At 73.6% G+C, this 19,930-nt stretch carries 16 protein-coding genes and 1 riboswitch; of the genes, 11 read left to right on the forward strand and 5 right to left on the reverse strand.

Annotated features, from left to right (window positions below; translation table 11 throughout):
• Positions 1 to 48: 48 nt before the first annotated feature.
• The gene (locus tag OHA65_RS10170; protein WP_371646492.1) at positions 49 to 1,647 is read right to left on the reverse strand and encodes an ABC-F family ATP-binding cassette domain-containing protein; all 1,599 of its coding nucleotides are present in this window, start codon (positions 1,645 to 1,647) and stop codon (positions 49 to 51) included.
• Positions 1,648 to 1,941: 294 nt separating this feature from the next.
• Between OHA65_RS10170 and OHA65_RS10175 the strand changes: the two genes are divergently transcribed.
• Positions 1,942 to 2,832 (forward strand): neutral zinc metallopeptidase, encoded by an 891-nt coding sequence (locus OHA65_RS10175; protein ID WP_328762344.1) that lies wholly within the window; start codon positions 1,942 to 1,944, stop codon positions 2,830 to 2,832.
• A 146-nt stretch (positions 2,833 to 2,978) separates the two neighbouring features.
• On the forward strand, positions 2,979 to 3,374 hold the full coding sequence (locus tag OHA65_RS10180; RefSeq protein WP_327282807.1) for a VOC family protein: 396 nt from the start codon (positions 2,979 to 2,981) through the stop codon (positions 3,372 to 3,374).
• Positions 3,375 to 3,420: 46 nt separating this feature from the next.
• Here OHA65_RS10180 and OHA65_RS10185 read toward each other — a convergent pair whose 3' ends face one another.
• Together OHA65_RS10185 and OHA65_RS10190 are read right to left on the reverse strand one after the other, a co-directional pair.
• Positions 3,421 to 4,905, reverse strand: a complete 1,485-nt coding sequence (locus OHA65_RS10185) for a hypothetical protein (protein ID WP_371646494.1) — start codon at positions 4,903 to 4,905, stop codon at positions 3,421 to 3,423.
• Between the two features lie 117 nt (positions 4,906 to 5,022).
• Entirely contained in the window at positions 5,023 to 6,153 is a 1,131-nt protein-coding gene (locus tag OHA65_RS10190; protein ID WP_327282808.1) for a hypothetical protein, read from the reverse strand.
• A 355-nt stretch (positions 6,154 to 6,508) separates the two neighbouring features.
• On the opposite strand from OHA65_RS10190, the gene OHA65_RS10195 reads away from it, so the two are divergent.
• The 7 genes from OHA65_RS10195 to OHA65_RS10225 all read left to right on the forward strand — a co-directional run bounded on the left by OHA65_RS10195 (position 6,509) and on the right by OHA65_RS10225 (position 15,112).
• On the forward strand, positions 6,509 to 7,798 hold the full coding sequence (locus OHA65_RS10195; protein WP_328762348.1) for an inorganic phosphate transporter: 1,290 nt from the start codon (positions 6,509 to 6,511) through the stop codon (positions 7,796 to 7,798).
• Positions 7,799 to 7,826: 28 nt separating this feature from the next.
• Positions 7,827 to 8,048, forward strand: a complete 222-nt coding sequence (locus OHA65_RS10200; RefSeq protein WP_327282810.1) for a hypothetical protein — start codon at positions 7,827 to 7,829, stop codon at positions 8,046 to 8,048.
• Between the two features lie 114 nt (positions 8,049 to 8,162).
• Positions 8,163 to 8,314: riboswitch (cobalamin riboswitch) on the forward strand.
• A gap of 38 nt (positions 8,315 to 8,352) precedes the next feature.
• The gene (locus OHA65_RS10205; protein ID WP_405755458.1) at positions 8,353 to 9,312 is read left to right on the forward strand and encodes a cobalamin biosynthesis protein; all 960 of its coding nucleotides are present in this window, start codon (positions 8,353 to 8,355) and stop codon (positions 9,310 to 9,312) included.
• Between the two features lie 11 nt (positions 9,313 to 9,323).
• Positions 9,324 to 10,868 (forward strand): cobyric acid synthase, encoded by a 1,545-nt coding sequence (locus tag OHA65_RS10210; protein ID WP_405759175.1) that lies wholly within the window; start codon positions 9,324 to 9,326, stop codon positions 10,866 to 10,868.
• Positions 10,869 to 11,022: 154 nt separating this feature from the next.
• Positions 11,023 to 13,131: a putative cobaltochelatase gene (locus OHA65_RS10215; RefSeq protein WP_405755461.1), complete on the forward strand. Its 2,109-nt coding sequence runs from the start codon at positions 11,023 to 11,025 to the stop codon at positions 13,129 to 13,131.
• Positions 13,131 to 13,730: a cob(I)yrinic acid a,c-diamide adenosyltransferase gene (gene cobO, locus OHA65_RS10220; RefSeq protein WP_054222705.1), complete on the forward strand. Its 600-nt coding sequence runs from the start codon at positions 13,131 to 13,133 to the stop codon at positions 13,728 to 13,730. The genes OHA65_RS10215 and cobO overlap by 1 nt, the downstream gene beginning before the upstream one ends.
• The gene (locus tag OHA65_RS10225; protein ID WP_371646502.1) at positions 13,724 to 15,112 is read left to right on the forward strand and encodes a cobyrinate a,c-diamide synthase; all 1,389 of its coding nucleotides are present in this window, start codon (positions 13,724 to 13,726) and stop codon (positions 15,110 to 15,112) included. Before cobO ends, OHA65_RS10225 begins: the two co-directional genes overlap by 7 nt.
• An 11-nt stretch (positions 15,113 to 15,123) precedes the next feature.
• Here the strand turns inward: OHA65_RS10225 and OHA65_RS10230 are convergent, their stop codons facing one another.
• A complete protein-coding gene (locus tag OHA65_RS10230) occupies positions 15,124 to 15,849 on the reverse strand; it encodes a ZIP family metal transporter (protein ID WP_327282814.1) in 726 nt (241 codons plus the stop codon).
• Between the two features lie 86 nt (positions 15,850 to 15,935).
• On the opposite strand from OHA65_RS10230, the gene cobC reads away from it, so the two are divergent.
• Both cobC and OHA65_RS10240 read left to right on the forward strand, forming a co-directional pair.
• Positions 15,936 to 17,366 carry an Rv2231c family pyridoxal phosphate-dependent protein CobC gene (cobC, locus tag OHA65_RS10235; protein WP_327282815.1) on the forward strand — a complete coding sequence of 477 codons (1,431 nt, stop codon included), beginning with the start codon at positions 15,936 to 15,938 and terminating at the stop codon, positions 17,364 to 17,366.
• A gap of 117 nt (positions 17,367 to 17,483) precedes the next feature.
• Complete coding sequence (locus tag OHA65_RS10240; RefSeq protein WP_405761762.1) at positions 17,484 to 18,722, forward strand: CapA family protein; 1,239 nt, start codon at positions 17,484 to 17,486, stop codon at positions 18,720 to 18,722.
• A gap of 13 nt (positions 18,723 to 18,735) precedes the next feature.
• Here the strand turns inward: OHA65_RS10240 and OHA65_RS10245 are convergent, their stop codons facing one another.
• Complete coding sequence (locus tag OHA65_RS10245; protein WP_405755467.1) at positions 18,736 to 19,656, reverse strand: SCO1860 family LAETG-anchored protein; 921 nt, start codon at positions 19,654 to 19,656, stop codon at positions 18,736 to 18,738.
• Positions 19,657 to 19,930: the final 274 nt, after the last annotated feature.

Genomic DNA, 19,930 nt, shown 5'->3' on the forward strand with positions numbered 1-19,930 from the left:
AGGAACTGGATCAACCCTTCAGGTCGTCGCCGGGCACCCCGGCGGACGTCAGGCGAGGGCCACGAGGTCCCGGTAATCCGGGCCCCACAGGTCCTCGACACCGTCCGGGAGCAGGATGATCCGCTCCGGCTCCAGTGCCTCGACCGCGCCCTCGTCGTGCGTGACGAGGATGACGGCGCCCTTGTACGTGCGCAGCGCGCCGAGGATCTCCTCGCGGCTGGCCGGGTCCAGGTTGTTGGTGGGCTCGTCGAGGAGCAGCACGTTCGCCGAGGAGACGACCAGCGTGGCCAGGGCCAGGCGGGTCTTCTCGCCGCCGGACAGGACGCCGGCCGGCTTGTCCACGTCGTCGCCGGAGAAGAGGAAGGAGCCGAGGGTCTTGCGCACCGCGACCAGGTCCAGGTCGGGCGCGGCGGAGCGCATGTTCTCCAGCACCGTGCGGTCCGGGTCGAGCGTCTCGTGCTCCTGCGCGTAGTAGCCGAGCTTGAGGCCGTGGCCCGGGGTGACCTCGCCGGTGTCCGGCTTCTCGGTGCCCGCGAGCAGCCGCAGCAGCGTCGTCTTGCCGGCGCCGTTGAGGCCGAGGATGACGACGCGGGAGCCCTTGTCGATGGCCAGGTCGACGTCGGTGAAGATCTCCAGGGAGCCGTACGACTTCGAAAGGCCCTCGGCGGTCAGCGGGGTCTTCCCGCAGGGCGCCGGGTCCGGGAAGCGCAGCTTGGCGACCTTGTCGGAGACGCGGACGGCTTCGAGGCCCGACAGCAGGCGCTCGGCGCGCTTGGCCATGTTCTGCGCGGCGACGGTCTTCGTCGCCTTGGCGCGCATCTTGTCCGCCTGCGAGTTCAGGGCCGCGGCCTTCTTCTCGGCGTTCTGGCGCTCGCGCTTGCGGCGCTTCTCGTCGGCCTCGCGCTGCTGCTGGTAGAGCTTCCAGCCCATGTTGTAGATGTCGATCTGGGACCGGTTGGCGTCCAGGTAGAAGACCTTGTTGACGACGGTCTCGACCAGGTCGACGTCGTGGGAGATCACGACGAAGCCGCCGCGGTAGTTCTTCAGGTAGTCGCGCAGCCAGACGATCGAGTCGGCGTCGAGGTGGTTGGTGGGCTCGTCGAGGAGCAGGGTGTCGGCGTCCGAGAAGAGGATCCGGGCGAGCTCGACGCGGCGCCGCTGACCGCCGGAGAGGGTGTGCAGCGGCTGGCCGAGGACCCGGTCGGGCAGGCTCAGGGCGGCCGAGATGGTCGCGGCCTCCGACTCGGCGGCGTACCCGCCCTTGGTGAGGAACTCGGTCTCCTGGCGCTCGTACTGCTTGAGCGCCTTCTCGCGGGTCGCGCCGGAGCCGGTGGCGATGCGCTCCTCGTTCATCCGCATCTTCTTGATCAGGACGTCGAGGCCGCGCGCGGACAGGATCCGGTCGCGGGCGAGCACGTCGAGGTCGCCGGTGCGCGGGTCCTGCGGGAGGTAGCCCACCTCGCCCGAGCGGGTGATGGAACCGGCGGCGGGCTGACCCTCGCCCGCGAGGCACTTGGTGAGGGTGGTCTTGCCCGCTCCGTTGCGGCCGACCAGGCCGATGCGGTCGCCCTTGGCGATGCGGAAGGAAGCGGACTCGATGAGGACGCGGGCGCCGGCGCGCAGCTCGACACCGGTGGCGGTGATCACGGAAATACTCCAGGGCGGGGGGACGGCGGAAGGGGGGCAGGACGCGATGCTTCGACGCCGCTAATCCGCGAGGAGATTTGCCATGGGATTCATTCTACCGGGGGTGTGCAACTGGTTTGGGGGGCGTCCGGCCCTTGACGCGCGGCCTTCGGCCCGGCCCTGCGCCCGCCCGTCCGCGCGTTCCGGCCGTCCCCCGTTCGGCGCACGGAGCGCTCCGGGGGCCGGGGCACGTATCAGGATGGACCCGGTGATACTCGCCACCGGGGCGGCCACGTTGATCGAGGGCGGTGCGGGATGCAGTTCGACGACGACGCGGATCTGGACACTTCCGAGGTCAAGGACGTGCGCGGCAGCCGCGTCCCGGGCGGGCGGGCAACGATCGGCGGCGGTATCGCGGGCCTCATCGCGTTGGCGCTCGGGCTGCTGTTCGGGGTGGGCCCGGACCAGCTGGGGCTGTCGTCCGGGAACCCGGAGCCGGTGGCGACCTCCTCCTCCGCCAGCGAGGTGCAGCGCAGCTGCAGGACCGGGCGGGACGCGAACACCCGGGAGGACTGCCGGCTGGTGGCGGTCGTCAACAGCACCCAGGACTTCTGGAAGGACGAGTTCGCCCGGCGCGGCGGCCGGTACACCTTGGCGTCCACCGTCTTCTTCACCGGCCGCGTGAACACCGCTTGCGGGGCCGCCACCTCGGCGGTCGGCCCCTTCTACTGCCCCGCGGACCGGCAGGTCTACCTGGACCTGGGCTTCTTCGACGAGCTGCGGACCAAGTTCGGCGCGAGCGGCGGCCCGTTCGCCCAGGCCTACGTCGTCGCCCACGAGTACGGGCACCACGTCCAGAACCTGACCGGAACCCTGCAGAAGGCCCAGGACGGCCGGCAGGGCGCGAACAGCAACGCGGTCAAGGTCGAGCTCCAGGCCGACTGCTACGCCGGGGTGTGGGCGCACAACGCGACGAGGACCCCGGACGAGTCCACGGGCCGGCCGCTGATCACCAGCCTGACCGACCAGGACATCAAGGACGGCCTGGACGCAGCGGCGGCGGTCGGCGACGACCGGATCCAAGAGAAGTTCCAGGGCCGCGTGACCCCGGAGTCCTGGACGCACGGCTCGGCCCAGCAGCGCCAGCAGTGGTTCTACCAGGGCTACCGCACGGGCGACATGGCCCGGTGCAACACCTTCCGCTGACCACCTTCCGCTGACCACCTTCCGCCAGCCGCCCTCCCGGTCGCCCGCCCGTGACGGCTCCCCGTGACGGCTTCCGTCGGCTGTCAGTGCCGCCTGCCATGCTGTGGCGTGGGTCACATCCACGACCACGAGAAGGAGTGATCGTCATGGCAAGCGTCCCGTCCGTCTTTCCGACCCTGCTCTACGCCGATGCCAAGGCCGCGATCCGGCAGCTGACGGATGCGTTCGGATTCACCCAGGTCGCGGTGTACGAGGGTGACGACGGCACCGTGATGCACGCCGAGCTGTCGTACGGGAACGGCGCGGTGATGCTCGGCAGCAAGGGCCGCGGCGGCGTGTTCGACAAGGCGATGGAGGGCGCCGGGCCGGTCGGGGTCTACGTCGTCGTCGACGATGTGGACGCGCACCACCGCCGCGCGGCCGAGCACGGGGTGGAGATCCTGATGGAGCCCACCGACCAGGACTACGGATCGCGCGACTACACGGCCCGCGACGCGGAGGGCAACATCTGGAGCTTCGGGACGTACGCGCCGCAGGTCTGAGCCCGCGGCGCGCCGCCCGGCAGCGCTTGCGACAGCCGTACCGGGGCTACGCCCCGCCGGTGTGGACCTGGAACGCGGCCCGGCGGACCGCCTTGGCCAGGGCCGGGTCGGGGTGCGCGGCGGCCAGGGCCACCAGCACCTGGACGGTGCGCGGGTGGCCGACCGCGCGGACCTCGTCCAGCAGCCGCGGGACGGTGGTCCGTACGGCCGAGTCGAGGTGGCGTGCCAGCAGGTCCGCCTCGCCGTGGTCGGCGATGGCGGCCGCGGTGTCCACCCAGAGCCAGGTCGATTCCTCGGCGGTGAGCACGTCCTGGGCCTCGTCGGGATCCACACCGTCGTGTTCGGCCAGCCAGAGCAGCGCGTACGGCCGCAGGGCGGGGTCGCGGACGGCGGCGCGCACCTCGGGTTCGGCCGGGGCTCCGACCACGCGCAGGGCTTCGAAGGCCAGGCCGCGCAGCAGGGCGTCCTCGCCGCGGGCGGCGTGCAGGAGCTCGCTGACGGCGTGGCCGACGGGCCGGGCGGCGAGCCAGGCCCGGTACTCGGCGCGGGCCGGTCCCGGGGTGAGCCGGGCGCAGCCGTGCAGCATCGCCGCGGCGGACTGCTCGATGTTCCCGGCCGGGCTCTGCGCGGCGACGCAGATCTGTTCGAGCTTGACCCAGACCGCCCAGCTGCCGAGCGGGGTGAGGGCGGCCTGCGCGGGGCCGAGGGTGACGGCGTCGACGGCGGCGAGCCCGCCGAGCGCCCAGCGCAGCAACCGGGCGAGCGGGACGGGCGCCACCGCGTGGCCGGTCGCCTCCGGCTCGACCGGCCGTGCGGTGGCCTGCCCGGTGGTCTGTGCGACGGCCGACGTCCCGTCAGCGGGCGAAGTCTCGCGCGCCGGTGCGTCGTAGGGGACCTCGCACCGTTCGTCGCGCAGTTCGGTGACCCGCTGACCGAGCAGGTCCAGCAGGTCCGGAACGGTCACGGGACCGGCGGACAGCTGGAGCAGGGACAGCAGTTGGGGCATCGCCTCGACCACCTCGGCGACGACCGCGGGGGTGATGTCGGCGGGCGCCGGGTGGACCAGCGACCAGGCGTCGAACAGTGCGACCCAGCCGCGCAGTACGGCGGTGTCGTCGCGGTCCCAGGCCCGCAGCCGCCAGCCGGGCCGGGCCTGGCCGCCGTGGACCTCGACGAGGCCCGCGAGCCGGGCGCGATCCCAGCCGACCCGGATCTGTCCGTGGGTCAGGTTCAGTTCGACTGCGGCGCGTTCGACATCGGCGGCGGGCAGCGCTCCCGCCGGGGCGGGGCGGCCTCCGCCGACGGTGCCGAGGTTGAGCTCGGCCCAGCGGGCGAGCCGTACGGCATCGGCCAGCGAGGCCCGGGCCCGGGTGGCGAGTTCGGCCGTGGCTGGGGTGCCCGCCGGGGGCCGGGAAGCGGAACGCGCGCGCCGGTCGGTCACCGCCTTGCGGGCCGCGGCGACCGACCGCGGGGAGACGAGTCGGAGTCTGGAGTCGCGAGCCAACTGCTCATCAGGCTTTCGGGACGTCACGGGAGCAGTCTCGCCCGTCACCGGCCGAAAGCCCAAACGGAACCAGCCATTATCGCTGCTCGGCATGGGGACATACGGGGAGAATGCTCCCTCCCCGCCCCCTCCGGCACACGGCCTTCACATAAGAGGGGTCAGGAACCGCCTCAGGGCCTCCTCGTATCCGGCCGGATCCGCGTTCCACATCGCCCCGTGCGGCGCTTCGTGGACGGTCCGCAGGGTGACCAGGTCGGGGCGGGCGGCGGCGAGCCGGCGGGAGGGCTCCCAGGGGGCGAGCGTGTCGTCCGGGCCGTGGAAGATCAGGACCGGGACGCGCAGCGCGCCTGGGTCGGCGCCCGGCGGCCGGCGGTCGACCCCCAGACCGGCGCGCGCCTCGGCGGCCCGCACCGCGAACGGCACCAGCGCGGCGGGAGTGCGGCGGGCGGCGACGAGCGCGCGCAAGGTGGTGTGCCAGTCGAGCACCGGCGAGTCCAGCACGAGTCCGCAGATCCGGTCGGCGAGGGCCGAGCGCTCGACGGCGCGCAGGGCCATGGCGGCCCCGGTGGACCAGCCGTGCAACACGACCCGGTCGGCGCCGTAGCGCAGGGCGTACCGGATGGCGGCGTCCACGTCCCGCCATTCCGATTCGCCGAGGTGGCCGAGACCGTCGGGTGAGGCGGGGGCGCCGAGGTCGCCGCGGTAGGCGAGGTCGAGGACGGGCATCCGCTGGCGGTGCAGGAAGGGCATGACCACCATCGGGTGCTCGCGACCGGCGCCGAGCCCGTGCACGGTGATCACCCAGGTGTCGCGGGCGGCGGGCACGAACCAGGCGGGCAGGGCGCCGAGCTCGCCGGGGACGTCCACGTCGGCGTGGTCGAGCCCGAGGGCGGTGCGCGGGTTGCCCGCGTGGACCTGGGGGGTGAGGGCGACCCGGGTGCCGGCGTCGAGGCTGCCGTGGGTGACGGCGAGGAGCCGGCGCACGACGGTGTCCGGGCCGTTCGCGGCGCCGTCGAGGACGGGTCCGACCGCGGCGTGCACCCCGGGGGCGGTGAGCCCGTACGTTCCGGGGCGCAGGGAGGCCAGCGAGCGGGTCAGCGTGATGCGGCCGGAGCCGCTGGCGTGGACGCTGAGCCGCGGCCCGCCGGGCAGGGGGCGGCCGGGCTCGTGCCGCAGGGCGACGTCGGCGGCGTGCCGGCCGGCCGCGACCGCGGCGGCACCGGCCCCGACAAGAGTGGTCGCGACGACCGCGGCCGTCGCTGTGGCGGTACGCACTGCTCCAGTGTCAGGGCGCGAGCGCGGGCGGGCCACTGGAGCGGAATACTCCGATTGGGGTCTGGGCGGTGTCGGCGACGGGGTCCGCAAGCGCCTCGCGGGGCCGGCCGGAAAAGTGATCTGGATCTCTTCCGGAAGCCCTCCGGGGTGGACCCGGAGGCCTCGGACCCCCTGCGGATCCGTTCGTTCACCAGGCTCTGACGTGCATTAATGGCGGTATCAACGGCAAAATCGGGACGAAGCTCCCGATGGCACGACGGGCCAGTACACCGCTCCGCCCGAGTCAGTTCATCTTCCGTTCACCCAGGTTGCCTACGGTCGCCGAGCCACTGACGTCAAACAGAAGCCTGGGTAAATGGAGCACATAACGCTTCTCCTCGGGATCGTGATCATCACCGCTCTCGTGTTCGACTTCACGAACGGTTTCCACGACACAGCCAACGCGATGGCCACCACCATCTCGACCGGCGCCCTCAAGCCCAAGACGGCGGTGGCCATGTCCGCCGTGCTCAACCTCGTCGGCGCGTTCATGTCCGTGGAGGTCGCCAAGACGATCTCCAAGGGCCTGATCAACGAGGAGGGCATCCAGCCAGAAGTGATCTTCGCCGCGCTGGTCGGCGCGATCCTCTGGAATCTCGTCACCTGGCTGGTCGGACTCCCCTCCAGCTCCTCCCACGCCCTGATGGGCGGCCTCATCGGTGCCGCGGTCGCCTCCGCCGGCATCGACGCCGTCAACGGCAGCGTGGTCGTCACCAAGGTGCTCATCCCCGCCGTCGCCGCCCCGATCGTGGCCGGCGTGGCCGCGATGCTGGCCGCGAAGGTCACGTACAAGCTCGGCGGCAAGGTCGGCCAGAAGACCTCCACCAAGGGCTACCGCGCCGGGCAGATCGCCTCGGCCGGTCTCGTCTCCCTCGCGCACGGCACCAACGACGCGCAGAAGACGATGGGCATCATCACCCTCGCCCTCGTCGCGGGCGGCGCCCTGGACTCCGGCGCGAACCCGCCGGTCTGGGTCATCATCTCCGCCGGCCTGGCCATCGCACTGGGCACCTCCCTGGGCGGCTGGCGCATCATCCGCACCATGGGTAGCGGCCTGACCGACCTCCAGCCGCAGCAGGGCTTCGCCGCCCAGACCTCGGCCGCGAGCGTCATCCTGGCCTCCTCCAGCCTCGGCTTCTCCCTCTCCACCACCCACGCGTGCTCCGGCGCCGTCATGGGTGCGGGCCTGGGCCGCAAGGGTGGTGTGGTCCGCTGGTCCACCGCCACCCGCATGTTCATCGCCTGGGGTCTGACCCTGCCGGCCGCCGCCGTCGTCGCCTCCGGCGCCGAGCTGGTCATGCGCACCGGTGACATCGGCGTCGCCGCCGTCGCGCTGTTCCTGATCGCCTCCTGCGTCGCGATCTGGGCCATCTCGCGCCGCCAGGTCGTCGACCACCACAACGTCAACGACGCCCGGACGGCCGCGGCCGAGGAGCCGGGTGTCGTCACCACGGCCATGGCCGCCGTCACCGTCCCGCCGACCATGGCCGCCGAGGCCGCCGCCGGTACGACCGCCGCAGTGGCCGACGAGGACCTGAAGGCCACCATCCCGGCCGCCGCCCCCGCGACTCCGGCGGCCCCCGCGGCTCCGGCCGCCGCGGTCTGACCCCGAGAACGACAGAGGAATCCGCAGCATGAAGATCGACTGGGCAGCACTCGGCTCCGTCTTCGGGGTCAGCCTCTCCGCCACCGTCGCGCTCGTGGCCCTGTTCACGATGGGCCTGGTGGGCCTCTCCAAGCACGAGGCCGCCACCGAGCAGGGCGGCACCGCCACCCTCGCCCGCAGCGGTGCGTACGCCTGCTTCGCGCTCGTCGCGGCAGCCGTGGCGTACGGGTTCTACCTGATCGTCGCCTGACCGACTCGGGCACGTCGTACGAAAGCTCCCTCCGGGTTTCCCGGGGGGAGCTTTCCCGTACCCGGGACCCGTCACTGTGACCTGCCTCGCCGCAGGTCAACGGCGAGTTGACGGGCCTTCGCGGTGCGTGGTGGACTGCCCGAGCCAATACGGCGGCATGGAGAGGAAGTCCGGTGCGAATCCGGCGCGGTCCCGCCACTGTCACCGGGGAGCACGCGACGCGTGCGCCTCGGGAGCCAGGAACTCCCACCGCCGGACACGTCGAACCAGGGCGCGGACCCTGAGTGAGGACATACCTGCCACCATGCGTGCCGATCGCGTCTTCGCGTACGGCGCCACGGCGGGCCTGATCGGCGACCGGATCCTCGGTGATCCGCGCCGAGGGCACCCCGTGGCCGCCTTCGGACGAGCAGCCGCCGCCGTCGAGCGCGCCCTGTGGCGCGACGACCGCGCCCGGGGCCTCGTCCATACCCTCGTGTGCGCCGGGGGCGCGGCCGCCGTCGGCGCGCTGGGCGCCCGCGCCGTGCGCTCGCGGCCCGCGACCGCCCGTATCGCCCTGACCGCGGCGGCCACCTGGGCCGTCGTCGGCGGCACCTCGCTGGGCAGGGAGGCCCGCGCCATCGGCGGCGCGCTCGCCGCCGGGGACGCCGAGGTGGCCCGCGAGCGGCTGCCGCACCTGTGCGGGCGCGACCCGCAGGCCCTGGACGAGCAGCAGATGGCCCGCGCCGTCGTGGAATCGGTCGCCGAGAACACCTCCGACGCGGTGGTCGGGGCCCTGGTGTGGGGCGCCGCCGCCGGGGTACCCGGGCTGCTGGCGTTCCGCGCCGTGAACACCCTGGACGCGATGGTGGGCCACAAGTCGCCGCGCTACCTGCGCTACGGCTGGGCCTCCGCCCGCCTCGACGACCTCGCGGGCTGGCCTGGCGCCCGGCTGACCGCCCTGGCCGCCGTACTGGCCGGACCCGACCGGCGGGGAGCCGTACGGGCCTGGCGTGCGGACGCCGCCGAGCACCCGAGCCCGAACGCCGGGCCCGTGGAGGCCTCCTTCGCCGGGGCGCTCGGTGTCCGGCTGGGGGGCACCCTGGCGTACGGGGGCCGGGTCGAGCACCGGGCCGTGCTGAACGGCGCGGCGGGGCGGCCGGTGGAGGTCGCGGACATCGAACGGGCGGTGCGGCTGTCGCGGCAGGTGACGTGGCTGGCACTCGGAGCGTGTGTGGCACTGCGCTGTGCAGTGTCGCGTTGGACTGGGAGGGGACGCCGGTGAGCGGCGGAAAGCTGGGCGGGGGACTCCTCGTCGCCGGCACGACCTCGGACGCCGGCAAGAGCGTGGTCACGGCGGGCATCTGCCGCTGGCTCGCCCGCCAGGGCGTGAAGGTGGCGCCCTTCAAGGCGCAGAACATGTCGCTGAACTCGTTCGTGACGCGCGAGGGCGCCGAGATCGGGCGCGCGCAGGCGATGCAGGCGCAGGCGGCGTGCGTGGAGCCGACCGCGCTGATGAACCCGGTGCTGCTCAAGCCCGGCAGTGACCGCAGCAGCCAGGTGGTGCTGCTGGGCAAGCCGGTGGGCGAGATGAGCGCGCGCGGGTTCTTCGGGGGGTCCGGTGGGTCGTCCCCCGGGAACGGACTGCACGGCGGGCGCCAGGAACAGTTGCTCGGCATCGTCACGGACTGCCTGGAGCAGCTGCGGGGCACGTATGACGCCGTGATCTGCGAGGGGGCCGGCAGCCCGGCCGAGATCAACCTGCGTCGGACCGACATCGTGAACATGGGCATCGCGCGGGCCGCCCGGTTCCCGGTGGTCGTGGTCGGCGACATCGACCGGGGCGGTGTGTTCGCCTCGTTCTTCGGGACGACGGCGCTGCTGTCGCCCGAAGACCAGTCGCTGATCGCCGGCTACCTGGTGAACAAGTTCCGCGGCGACGTGTCGCTGCTGGAGCCGGGCATGGAGATGCTGCGTTCACTCACCGGGCGGGGGACCTACGGTGTCCTCCCCTTCCAGCACGGGCTGGGCATCGACGAGGAGGACGGCCTCCGGGTCTCCCTGCGGGGCGCGGTGCGCGAGTCGGTCGTGGCCCCGCCGGTCGGCGAGGACGTGCTGCGGGTCGCGGTCTGCGCGGTGCCGCTGATGTCGAACTTCACGGACGTCGACGCGCTGGCTGCGGAGCCGGGCGTGGTGGTGCGGTTCGTGGACCGGGCCGAGGAACTGGCCGACGCGGACCTGGTCGTCGTACCGGGTACGCGCGGCACGGTGAAGGCCCTGGAGTGGCTGCGGGAGCGCGGGCTGGCCGGTGCGCTGCTGCGTCGGGCCGCGGAGGGCCGCCCGGTGCTGGGCATCTGCGGCGGCTTCCAGGTGCTCGGCGAGCGCATCGAGGACGAGGTCGAGTCGAAGGCCGGCTCGGTGGCGGGGCTCGGGCTGCTGCCGGTGCGCGTGCGGTTCGCGGCGGAGAAGACCCTGGCGCGGCCGCAGGGCACGGCACTGGGCGAGCCGGTGACCGGCTACGAGATCCACCACGGGGTGGCCGAAGTCCTGGGCGGGGAGCCGTTCCTGGACGGGTGCCGGGTCGGGTCGGTGTGGGGCACCCACTGGCACGGCTCCCTGGAGTCGGACGGCTTCCGCCGGGCGTTCCTGCGGCAGGTGGCCGCGGCCGCCGGGCGCCGGTTCGTCCCGGCGCCGGACACGTCGTTCGCCGCGCTGCGGGAGGAACAGCTCGACCTGCTCGGCGACCTGATCGAGGAGCACGCCGATACGCGTGCGCTGCTCCGGCTGATCGAGTCCGGCGCCCCTGCCGGCCTCCCCTTCCTCCCGCCGGGCGCCCCGTGACGGGCCGGGCCCTGCGGGGCCCGTCCCCTGCCCGCGCCGTGGACGTCTCGATCCCCGTGAGCGCGGGGAGCATCGGGAGACTCGGCAACCCTTGCACGATCGCAGCCCGTCGGCCCGTGCGTCGGCACGAGCCCCTCGAAGGAGCGAACAGCGGATGAGCATCACCCACTTCCCGTTCACAGCGGTGGTCGGTCAGGACGACCTGCGGCTGGCGCTCCTGCTCAACGCCGTGAGCCCCGCGGTCGGCGGCGTGCTCGTGCGCGGCGAGAAGGGGACCGCCAAGTCCACCGCCGTGCGCGCCCTGTCGGCGCTGCTGCCGCAGGTGGACGTCGTCCCCGGCTGCCGGTTCTCCTGCGCGCCCGGCGCGCCGGATCCGGCCTGCCCCGACGGCCCGCACGAGCCCGGCCCCGGTGCCGCCCGTCCCGCGCGCATGGTGGAGCTGCCGGTCGGCGCCTCCGAGGACCGGCTCGTCGGCGCCCTCGACATCGAGCGGGCCCTCTCGGAGGGCGTGAAGGCCTTCGAGCCCGGCCTGCTGGCCGACGCGCACCGCGGCATCCTGTACGTCGATGAAGTCAACCTCCTCCATGACCACTTGGTGGACGTTCTCCTCGACGCCGCCGCCATGGGCGCCTCCTACGTGGAGCGCGAGGGCGTCTCCGTCCGGCACGCCGCCCGCTTCCTGCTCGTCGGCACCATGAACCCCGAAGAGGGTGAGCTGCGGCCGCAGTTGCTCGACCGGTTCGGGCTGACCGTGGAGGTCGCCGCCTCCCGGGAGCCCGCGCAGCGCGTCGAGGTGGTGCGCCGCCGGCTCGCGTACGAGGACGATCCCGCGGGCTTCGCGAGCCGCTGGGCCGGGGACGAGCAGGAGGTGCGCGGCCGGGTCGTGGCCGCCCGTGCCCTGCTCCCACAGGTGGTGTTGGGTGACACTGCGCTGCTGCAGATCGCCGCCACCTGCGCCGGGTTCGAGGTCGACGGCATGCGCGCCGACATCGTGATGGCCCGTACCGCGACCGCGCTGGCGGCCTGGGCGGGACGGACCTCCGTGCGCAAGGAGGACGTCCGGCAGGCCGCCCTGCTGGCCCTCCCCCACCGGCGCCGGCGCAACCCCTTCGACGCGCCCGGCCTGGACGAGGACAAGCTCGACGAGATCCTGGACCGCTTCCCCGACGAGGAGCCGGAACCCGAGCCCGACCCGGAGCCCGAGGGTCCGGACGACGGCGGCGGTCCCGACGGGGACGGCGGCGGAGTGCCTCCGCAGAACGGCGGGCCCGAGACCGGCCACGCCCCCGATGCCCCCGACGCGCCCGACGGGACGGCCCCCGAGGACCGGGAGGCCACCGAACCGGAGCCCTCCGCCCCCCGGGGCGGAGCCGACGGCGCCGAGCAGGCCGCCGTCGGGGCCGCCGAGCCGTTCCGGACCAAGGTGCTCAGCGTGCCGGGCCTCGGCGAGGGAGCGGCCGGGCGCCGTTCGCGGGCCCGCACCGCGCACGGCCGCACCACCGGTGCCCAGCGCCCCCGGGGCCAGCTGACGAAGCTGCACCTCGCGGCTACCGTGCACGCCGCCGCCCCGCACCAGAAGGCGCGCGGCCGCGCCGGGCGCGGTCTGGTGATCCGCAAGGACGATCTGCGGCAGGCCACCCGGGAGGGCCGCGAGGGCAACCTCGTGCTGTTCTGCGTCGACGCCTCCGGCTCGATGGCCGCCCGGCAGCGCATGAGCGCGGTCAAGGGCGCGGTGCTCTCGCTGCTGCTGGACGCCTACCAGCGCCGGGACAAGGTCGGCCTGATCACTTTCCGCGGCACGGGTGCCGAACTGGCGCTGCCTCCCACCTCCTCGGTGGAGGCGGCCGCCGCCCGGCTGGAGAAGCTGCCGACCGGCGGCCGCACCCCCCTCGGACCGGGCCTGCTCAAGGCCCACGAGGTGCTGCGGATCGAGCGGCTGCGGGACCCCTCGCGCCGCCCGCTGCTGGTCGTCGTCACCGACGGGCGGGCCACTTCGGCCGGGGCCGTCGGCGGTGACCCGCGCGAGCTGTCGGGGCGCAGTGCCCGGCTGCTGGCCGCCCAGGGGATCGCCTCGGTGGTCGTGGACTGCGAGTCCGGGCCGGTCCGGCTGGGCCTGGCGGGGGCGCTCGCCGCCGACCTGGGCGGGCCCGCCGTGACCCTCGACGGGCTGCGGGCCGATTCACTGGCCGGGCTCGTGAAGAACGTACGTACCTCAGTGACATCCAGTGCATCACCCCACAGCAGCACCAGGAGGGCCGCGTAATGCCGCAGGGACAGCCGACCGTCGTTCCGGACGACGGACTCACGACGCGTCAGCGCCGTAACCGCCCGCTCGTGTTCGTCCACACCGGCCCGGGCAAGGGCAAGTCGACGGCGGCCTTCGGGCTGGCGCTGCGCGCCTGGAACCAGGGCTGGCCGATCGGGGTGTTCCAGTTCGTCAAGTCGGCGAAGTGGAAGGTCGGCGAGGAGAACGCGCTCAAGGTGCTCGGGGCCTCCGGCGAGGGCGGCTCCGTCGTCTGGCACAAGATGGGCGAGGGCTGGTCCTGGGTCCAGCGGGACGCGCAGCTCGACAACGAGCAGGCGGCCAAGGAGGGCTGGGAGCAGGTCAAGCGCGACCTGGCGGCCGAGACGCACAAGCTGTACGTGCTCGACGAGTTCGCGTACCCGATGCACTGGGGGTGGATCGACGTCGACGAGGTCATCGAGGTGCTCCGGAACCGTCCCGGCACCCAGCACGTGGTGATCACGGGGCGCAACGCGCCCGAGAAGCTGGTGGAGTTCGCGGACCTGGTGACCGAGATGACCAAGGTCAAGCACCCGATGGACGCGGGCCAGAAGGGCCAGAAGGGCATCGAGTGGTGACATCGCTCCACATTCCGCGACTGGTCATTGCCGCGCCGTCCTCCGGCAGCGGCAAGACCACCGTCGCGACGGGCCTGATGGCGGCCTTCGCGGAGCGCGGCCTCGCCGTGTCCCCGCACAAGGCCGGGCCCGATTACATCGACCCCGGCTACCACGCGCTGGCCACGGGTCGCCCGGGGCGCAACCTGGACGCCTTCATGTGCGGGCCGGAGCTGGTCGCTCCGCTGTTCGCGCACGGCGCCGCCGGCTGCGATCTGGCGGTCGTCGAGGGCGTGATGGGCCTCTACGACGGGGCCGCGGGGCGCGGTGAGCTGGCGTCGACGGCGCACGTCGCGAAGCTGCTGCGGGCGCCGGTGGTGCTGGTGGTCGACGCCTCGTCGCAGTCGCGGTCGGTGGCCGCGCTGGTGCACGGCTTCGCGTCGTTCGACCCGCAGGTGCGCCTCGGCGGCGTGATCCTGAACAAGGTGGGCTCCGACCGGCACGAGGCGATGCTCCGGGAGGCGCTGGAGGAGGCCGGGATGCCGGTCCTCGGTGTGCTGCGGCGGGCCCCGCAGGTGGCTGCGCCGTCGCGGCACCTGGGGCTGGTCCCCGTTGCCGAGCGGCGCGCCGATGCGTTGTCCTCCGTCGCGGCGCTGGCGGACCAGGTCCGCGCGGGCTGCGATCTGGAGGCCCTGCTGGCCCTGGCCCGCACGGCGCCGGCATTGGCCTGCGAGGCCTGGGACCCGGCAGGGGCCCTGGTCCCCCACCCCGCCCCTTCCCGGAACGGGGCCCTGCCCGGCCCCGTCATCGCCGTCGCGGGCGGACCGGCGTTCACGTTCTCCTACGCCGAGCACGCCGAGCTGCTCACCGCCGCCGGGGCCGAGGTCGTCACCTTCGACCCGCTGCGGGACGAGGCGCTCCCGCCCGGCACCGCCGGCCTGGTGATCGGCGGCGGGTTCCCCGAGGTGTACGCCCCGGAGCTCGCAGCCAACGAGCCGCTGCGCAAGGCCGTCGCGGGCTTCGCCGCGGACGGCGGACCCGTCGCCGCCGAGTGCGCAGGGCTGCTGTACCTCGCGCGGTCGCTGGACGGGAAGCCCATGTGCGGGGTCCTCGACGCCGACGCGCGGATGTCGGAGCGCCTGACCCTCGGCTACCGCGAGGCCGTCGCGGTGTCCGACAGCGCCCTGGCCGCCGCCGGTACCCGGCTGCGCGGCCACGAGTTCCACCGCACGGTGATCGAGCCCGGCGCCGGCGCCGCCCCCGCCTGGGGGTTCACGCACCCCGAGCGCCGGGTCGAGGGCTTCGTACGGCAGGGGGTGCACGCCAGCTACCTGCACACGCACTGGGCTGCGGAGCCCTCCGTCGCCCACCGTTTCGTGGAAGCGGCGGCAGCGCACCCGTGACACCAGTCCGCTCAGTCCGCGAGGCCCACCACCAGCCAGATCCCGGCCACCCCCCCCACCGTGCACATCAGCGTGGACAGGGCGGGGTGCTTGTGGTGCGCCTCGGGAAGGATCTCGGCCGCCGCGAGGTACAGCAGGGCGCCGCCGAAGAACCCGAGGTACGCCCCGAGGGGTTCCTCCGGAAGGGTGAACAGCGCAGTGGACGCCGCGCCCAGTACGGGGGCCACGGCGTCCGCGAAGAGCATCATCAGGGCCTTGCGGCGGGCGTTCCCGTACAGCCGGGTGAGCGTGTACGTGTTGAACCCGTCGGCGAAGTCGTGCGTGATGACGGCGAGCGACACGGCCACGCCCATCCCGCCGCCCACCTGGAAGGCCGCTCCCAGGGCGACCCCGTCGGCGAAGCTGTGGCCGACCATCGCCGCGGCCGCCGTCAGGCCGACCTCGGGGACGCGGCCCCCGTTCTCGGCGCCGTGCGCAGCCTGTCGTACCGCGAGCAGGCGCTCCACGACGTGCGCGATCAGGAACCCGGCCACGAAGAGCAGCAGGGCGAGCGGGACGCCGAACACCTCGCGACCCGCCGCGTGCAGCGACTCCGGCAGCAGGTCGAGGCCCACGACGCCGAGCATCAGCCCGCCGGCCAGGCCCAGCACGAGGTGGCGGCGGTCGGTGACGCGCTGCGCCGTCCATCCGCCCGCCAGGGTCATCAAGAACGCGCCCAACGCCACGATCACGGCCATGCGCCCCTGGATACCGACTCCTCGCCGTGTGCGCACGTCTGCGCGCGGGCGGCGGGTCACGAAGCATTGACGACGACGGAGGGGGCATGAGCCCGGTGGGCGAGTACGCGACACAGCTGGTGGTCGGGGTCGGCGGACGCGCGGGGGTGTCCGTGGCCGAGGTCTGCGCCCTGGTCGAGGAGACGCTACGGGGGGCCGGGCTGGCCACCGGGTCGGTGAAGGCGCTGGCCACGGTGGAGTCGAAGGCGGGCGAGGCGGGGATCACCGGCGCGGCGGAACGTTTCGGCGTGCCCCTGCTCAGCTATCCCGCCGAGGAGCTGGCCGGCATCTGCGTACCGCACCCCTCCGATGCGGCGCGCGACGCCGCCGGTACCTCCTCGGTGGCGGAGGCCGCGGCGCTCGCGGGCGGCGGGGAACTGCTCGTGCCGAAGCGCCGCTCGGTGGCGGCGACCTGCGCCGTGGCCACCGCGCAGGCCCATGACCTGCGCCATCACGGGGACGCGGAGGTGCGCGGCGACGGCGGCGCGCTGGTGGACCTCGCGGTGAACGTACGGGCGCACACCCCGCCGGAGTGGCTCAAGCAGCGCATCGCGGCTTCGCTCGGCGCCCTTTCCGCATACCCCGACGGGCGGGCGGCCCGCGCGGCGGTGGCGGCTCGGCACGGGCTGCCGGCCGATCGGGTGCTGTTGACGGCCGGGGCCGCGGAGGCGTTCGTGCTGATCGCGCGGGCCCTGGGCGCGCAGCGGCCGGTGGTGGTGCACCCGCAGTTCACGGAGCCGGAGTCGGCCCTGCGCGACGCGGGGCACACGGTGGAGCGGGTGCTGTTGCGGGCGGCGGACGGGTTCCGGCTGGACCCGGCGGCGGTGCCCGAGGACGCGGACCTGGTGGTGGTCGGCAACCCGACCAACCCGACGTCCGTCCTGCACCCGGCGGCGACTCTGGCCGCGCTGGCCCGGCCGGGCCGGATCCTGGTCGTGGACGAGGCGTTCATGGACGCGGTCCCGGGCGAGCGGGAGGCGCTGGCCGGGCGGACGGACGTGCCGGGTCTGGTGGTGCTGCGGAGCCTGACCAAGACGTGGGGGCTGGCGGGGCTGCGGATCGGCTACGTGCTGGCCGAGCCCGAGGTGATCGCGAAGCTGGCGGCCGCGCAGCCGCTGTGGCCGGTGTCCACGCCGGCGCTGGTGGCGGCGGAGGCCTGCGTGGCCCCGGCGGCGCTGGCGGAGGCGGAGGCCGCGGCCCGGCAGATGGCGGTGGACCGGGAGCACCTGCTGGCGGGGCTCGCGGAGTTCGAGGAGATCACGGTGTCGGGGGTGGCGGCCGGGCCGTTCGTCCTGGTCCAGATGGCGGGCGCCGCGGAGGTCCGCGTCCGGCTGCGCGCCCTCGGCTTCGCGGTCCGCCGCGGGGACACCTTCCCGGGCCTGGACCACTCCTGGCTCCGCCTGGCGGTTCGGGACCGTGTCACGACGGGCCGCCTCCTCCAAGCCCTCGACCACGCCCTGGCCCTGACCGCTCGCTGACCCGGCCTCTCTGACCTGCAACGCCGCGAATATCCGGACGCTTTGGCTCCGTTGGCGGGGCGGGCCGGGGTAGGCGATGATCTCGGCATCAGCAGGGGAGCACCGGGGGGTCCGGAAATGAACACGAGAGCGAAAACCGGCCTGGCGGCGGTCGCGGTGGCGGTCGTCGCCGGCGGGATCCTGGCCATGCCGAGCCTGCTCGACCACGGCAAGGACGCCGGCGAGCAGCGGCTCGCGGCCGGGGCCGGCCAGGGCAAGGCGAGCGCGGGCAAGGCGAGTCCGACGACGCCCGCCGGAGCCAAGCCGTTCACGCTGGTGGCGACGGGCGACATCATCCCGTACCCGTCGATCATCCAGCGGGCCGCGGACGACGCTCAGGGCAGCGGCCAGAGCCACGACTTCCGGAAGATATTCGCCGGGGTCAAGCCCCAAGTGGCCGCGGCCGACCTGGCGATATGCCACCACGAGATACCGTACGGCCGGCCCGGCGGCCCCTACACCGGATATCCCGCGTTCAAGGCCCCGCACCAGCTGGCCGACGCCCTGAAGGACGCCGGGTACGACAGCTGCTCCACCGGCTCGAACCACACCCTGGACGACGGATACGACGGCCTCGTCCGCACCCTGGAGCACCTGGACCGGGTCGGCATCAAGCACGTCGGATCGGCCCGCAGCGCCGAGGAAGCCAAGGCCCCGGCGGTGCTCTCGGCCGGCGGCGCCAAGGTCGCCCAGCTGGACTACACGTACGGGACGAACGGCATCCCGGTCCCGGCCGGCAAGCCCTGGTCCATCAACCTGCTCGACCAGAACCGGATGATCGCCGACGCGCGCGCGGCCCGGGCGGCCGGCGCCAACGTCGTCGTCCTCAGCGTCCACTGGGGCACCGAGTGGCAGACGGCCCCGGACAAGCAGCAGCTCGACGTGGCACAGGCGCTCACGGCCTCGCGCGGCCCGGACGGGCTCCCCGACATCGACCTGATCCTGGGCACCCACAACCACGTCCCGCAGCCGTACGAGAAGATCAACGGAACCTGGGTCGTCTTCGGCATGGGCGACCAGGTCGCCAGCTTCTACGAGGCCGACAAGGCGCGCGGCAACATGTCCTCGATCCCACGCTTCACCTTCGCCCCGGCGGCCGCCCACCCCGGCCGCTGGGAGGTGACCAAGGCCGAGTACCTCACGCAGTACTCGGACATGAACCCGCCGTTCCGCGTCGTCTGCGCTTCCTGCGCCGCCTCCGACCCGGGGCTCGGCGCCGCCAAGCAGTCCGCGTACGCCGACGTCGACAAGCAGGTCAGCGCCGCCGTGCTGTCGCGCGGAGCCGACAAGCAGGGGCTGGTGCACGCCACCCGCTGAGCCGCGGGCTCCGCTACGAGGTGCGGCCGCGCCGGGTCAGGACCAGCGCGGTCGCGCCGATGCCGAGCAGGACCAGCGCACCGCCGGCGACGTACGGCGCCGGCGAACCGCCGCCGGTCTCGGCCAGGTTGGCGTCGGTGGTGATGCCGGCCCCGGTCCCCGAGGCGGCGCTCTGCGGCTTGACGTCGAGCTTCGTCGACGGCTCCGGGGCCGGCCCGGTCGGGGCTTCGCAGTGCGCCTCGGCGAGCACGACCTCGCCGTCGACCTGTGCCACGTTGAGGTCCAGCGGGTTCACGGCCACCTTCAGCCGCAGTGCGGCCGCGGCGGCCGTGGTGGAGGTGGTCGAGGTGCCGGAGAGCTCCAGGCTGACCATGCCGACCTTGGGGACCTCGACCTTGGTCGGGCCGCCGGCCGAGAGGGTGACCTTCTTGCCGAGCACGGTCACGGCGCCCAGCACGTTCGAACTGGCCACGGGCTTCTTGCCCGCCTCGCAGACGGCCTTGGACGTGACGTTCTCCACCTGGATCAGGGAGAGCAGCGGCAGCCCCGGCACGTGCACCTTGGCGTTGGTCAGGTTGGCCTCCGCCTCGGCGCGGTTCTTGTCGGCGGTGGCTTTGGAGGTGGCCACGTCGGCGCGCAGCACGCTCACCGGCTGCCCTCCCTCGACCCCGTCCAGGGACACGGACAGGGCGGTCTTCTGGGCCGTCGCCGGGGCGGTGACCTCGTTGAGGGTGGTCTTCAGCGGCACGTCGACGGTCTTGTTGAGCAGGCCCACGTCCAGTCCGGCGCGCAGGACGACCGCACCGGCCTTGCCCTCTCCGCCGCCGGTGGAGCCGGCGCCTGCGGTGGCGAAGGCGGGCGGGGCGGTGAGCAGGGCGACCGCTCCCGTGGCGAGCAGGACGGCTGCGGGCATGCGGAAGGTGTTGCTGTTCACGGTGGTGGAACCCCCGGGGAGATGGGAGCCGTCGCGTCGCCAATGGGGGACATCGCGCGCCGACGGCCTCTAACCCTGGGAATCTTTACGCACGGAGAGTGAACGGGTGACAACCTGCGGTGAGTTCACCCCAATGGGTGGTTTCCATGCAGGCATTCGATTAGCTGCGCATCAGGAGGAACGGGAGTTCTTTTTCGCCACACAACAGAGGGCGATGCGCCGACGCCGATGACCCCGGCGGCCGTTCACAACGACGGCCGGGGCACCGGCGTCA

It is taken from the genome of Streptomyces sp. NBC_00045 (genome assembly GCF_045041095.1).
Classification (GTDB): domain Bacteria; phylum Actinomycetota; class Actinomycetes; order Streptomycetales; family Streptomycetaceae; genus Streptomyces.

Coding starts and splice junctions, on each gene's coding strand:
- OHA65_RS10230 (WP_327282814.1), bottom strand. CDS start 15,849: ATGGCCGTGATCGTGGCGTTGGGCGCGTTCTTGATGACCCTGGCGGGC.
- OHA65_RS10215 (WP_405755461.1), top strand. CDS start 11,023: ATGAGCATCACCCACTTCCCGTTCACAGCGGTGGTCGGTCAGGACGAC.
- cobO (WP_054222705.1), top strand. CDS start 13,131: ATGCCGCAGGGACAGCCGACCGTCGTTCCGGACGACGGACTCACGACG.
- OHA65_RS10180 (WP_327282807.1), top strand. CDS start 2,979: ATGGCAAGCGTCCCGTCCGTCTTTCCGACCCTGCTCTACGCCGATGCC.
- OHA65_RS10200 (WP_327282810.1), top strand. CDS start 7,827: ATGAAGATCGACTGGGCAGCACTCGGCTCCGTCTTCGGGGTCAGCCTC.
- OHA65_RS10205 (WP_405755458.1), top strand. CDS start 8,353: ATGCGTGCCGATCGCGTCTTCGCGTACGGCGCCACGGCGGGCCTGATC.
- cobC (WP_327282815.1), top strand. CDS start 15,936: ATGAGCCCGGTGGGCGAGTACGCGACACAGCTGGTGGTCGGGGTCGGC.
- OHA65_RS10240 (WP_405761762.1), top strand. CDS start 17,484: ATGAACACGAGAGCGAAAACCGGCCTGGCGGCGGTCGCGGTGGCGGTC.
- OHA65_RS10175 (WP_328762344.1), top strand. CDS start 1,942: ATGCAGTTCGACGACGACGCGGATCTGGACACTTCCGAGGTCAAGGAC.
- OHA65_RS10195 (WP_328762348.1), top strand. CDS start 6,509: ATGGAGCACATAACGCTTCTCCTCGGGATCGTGATCATCACCGCTCTC.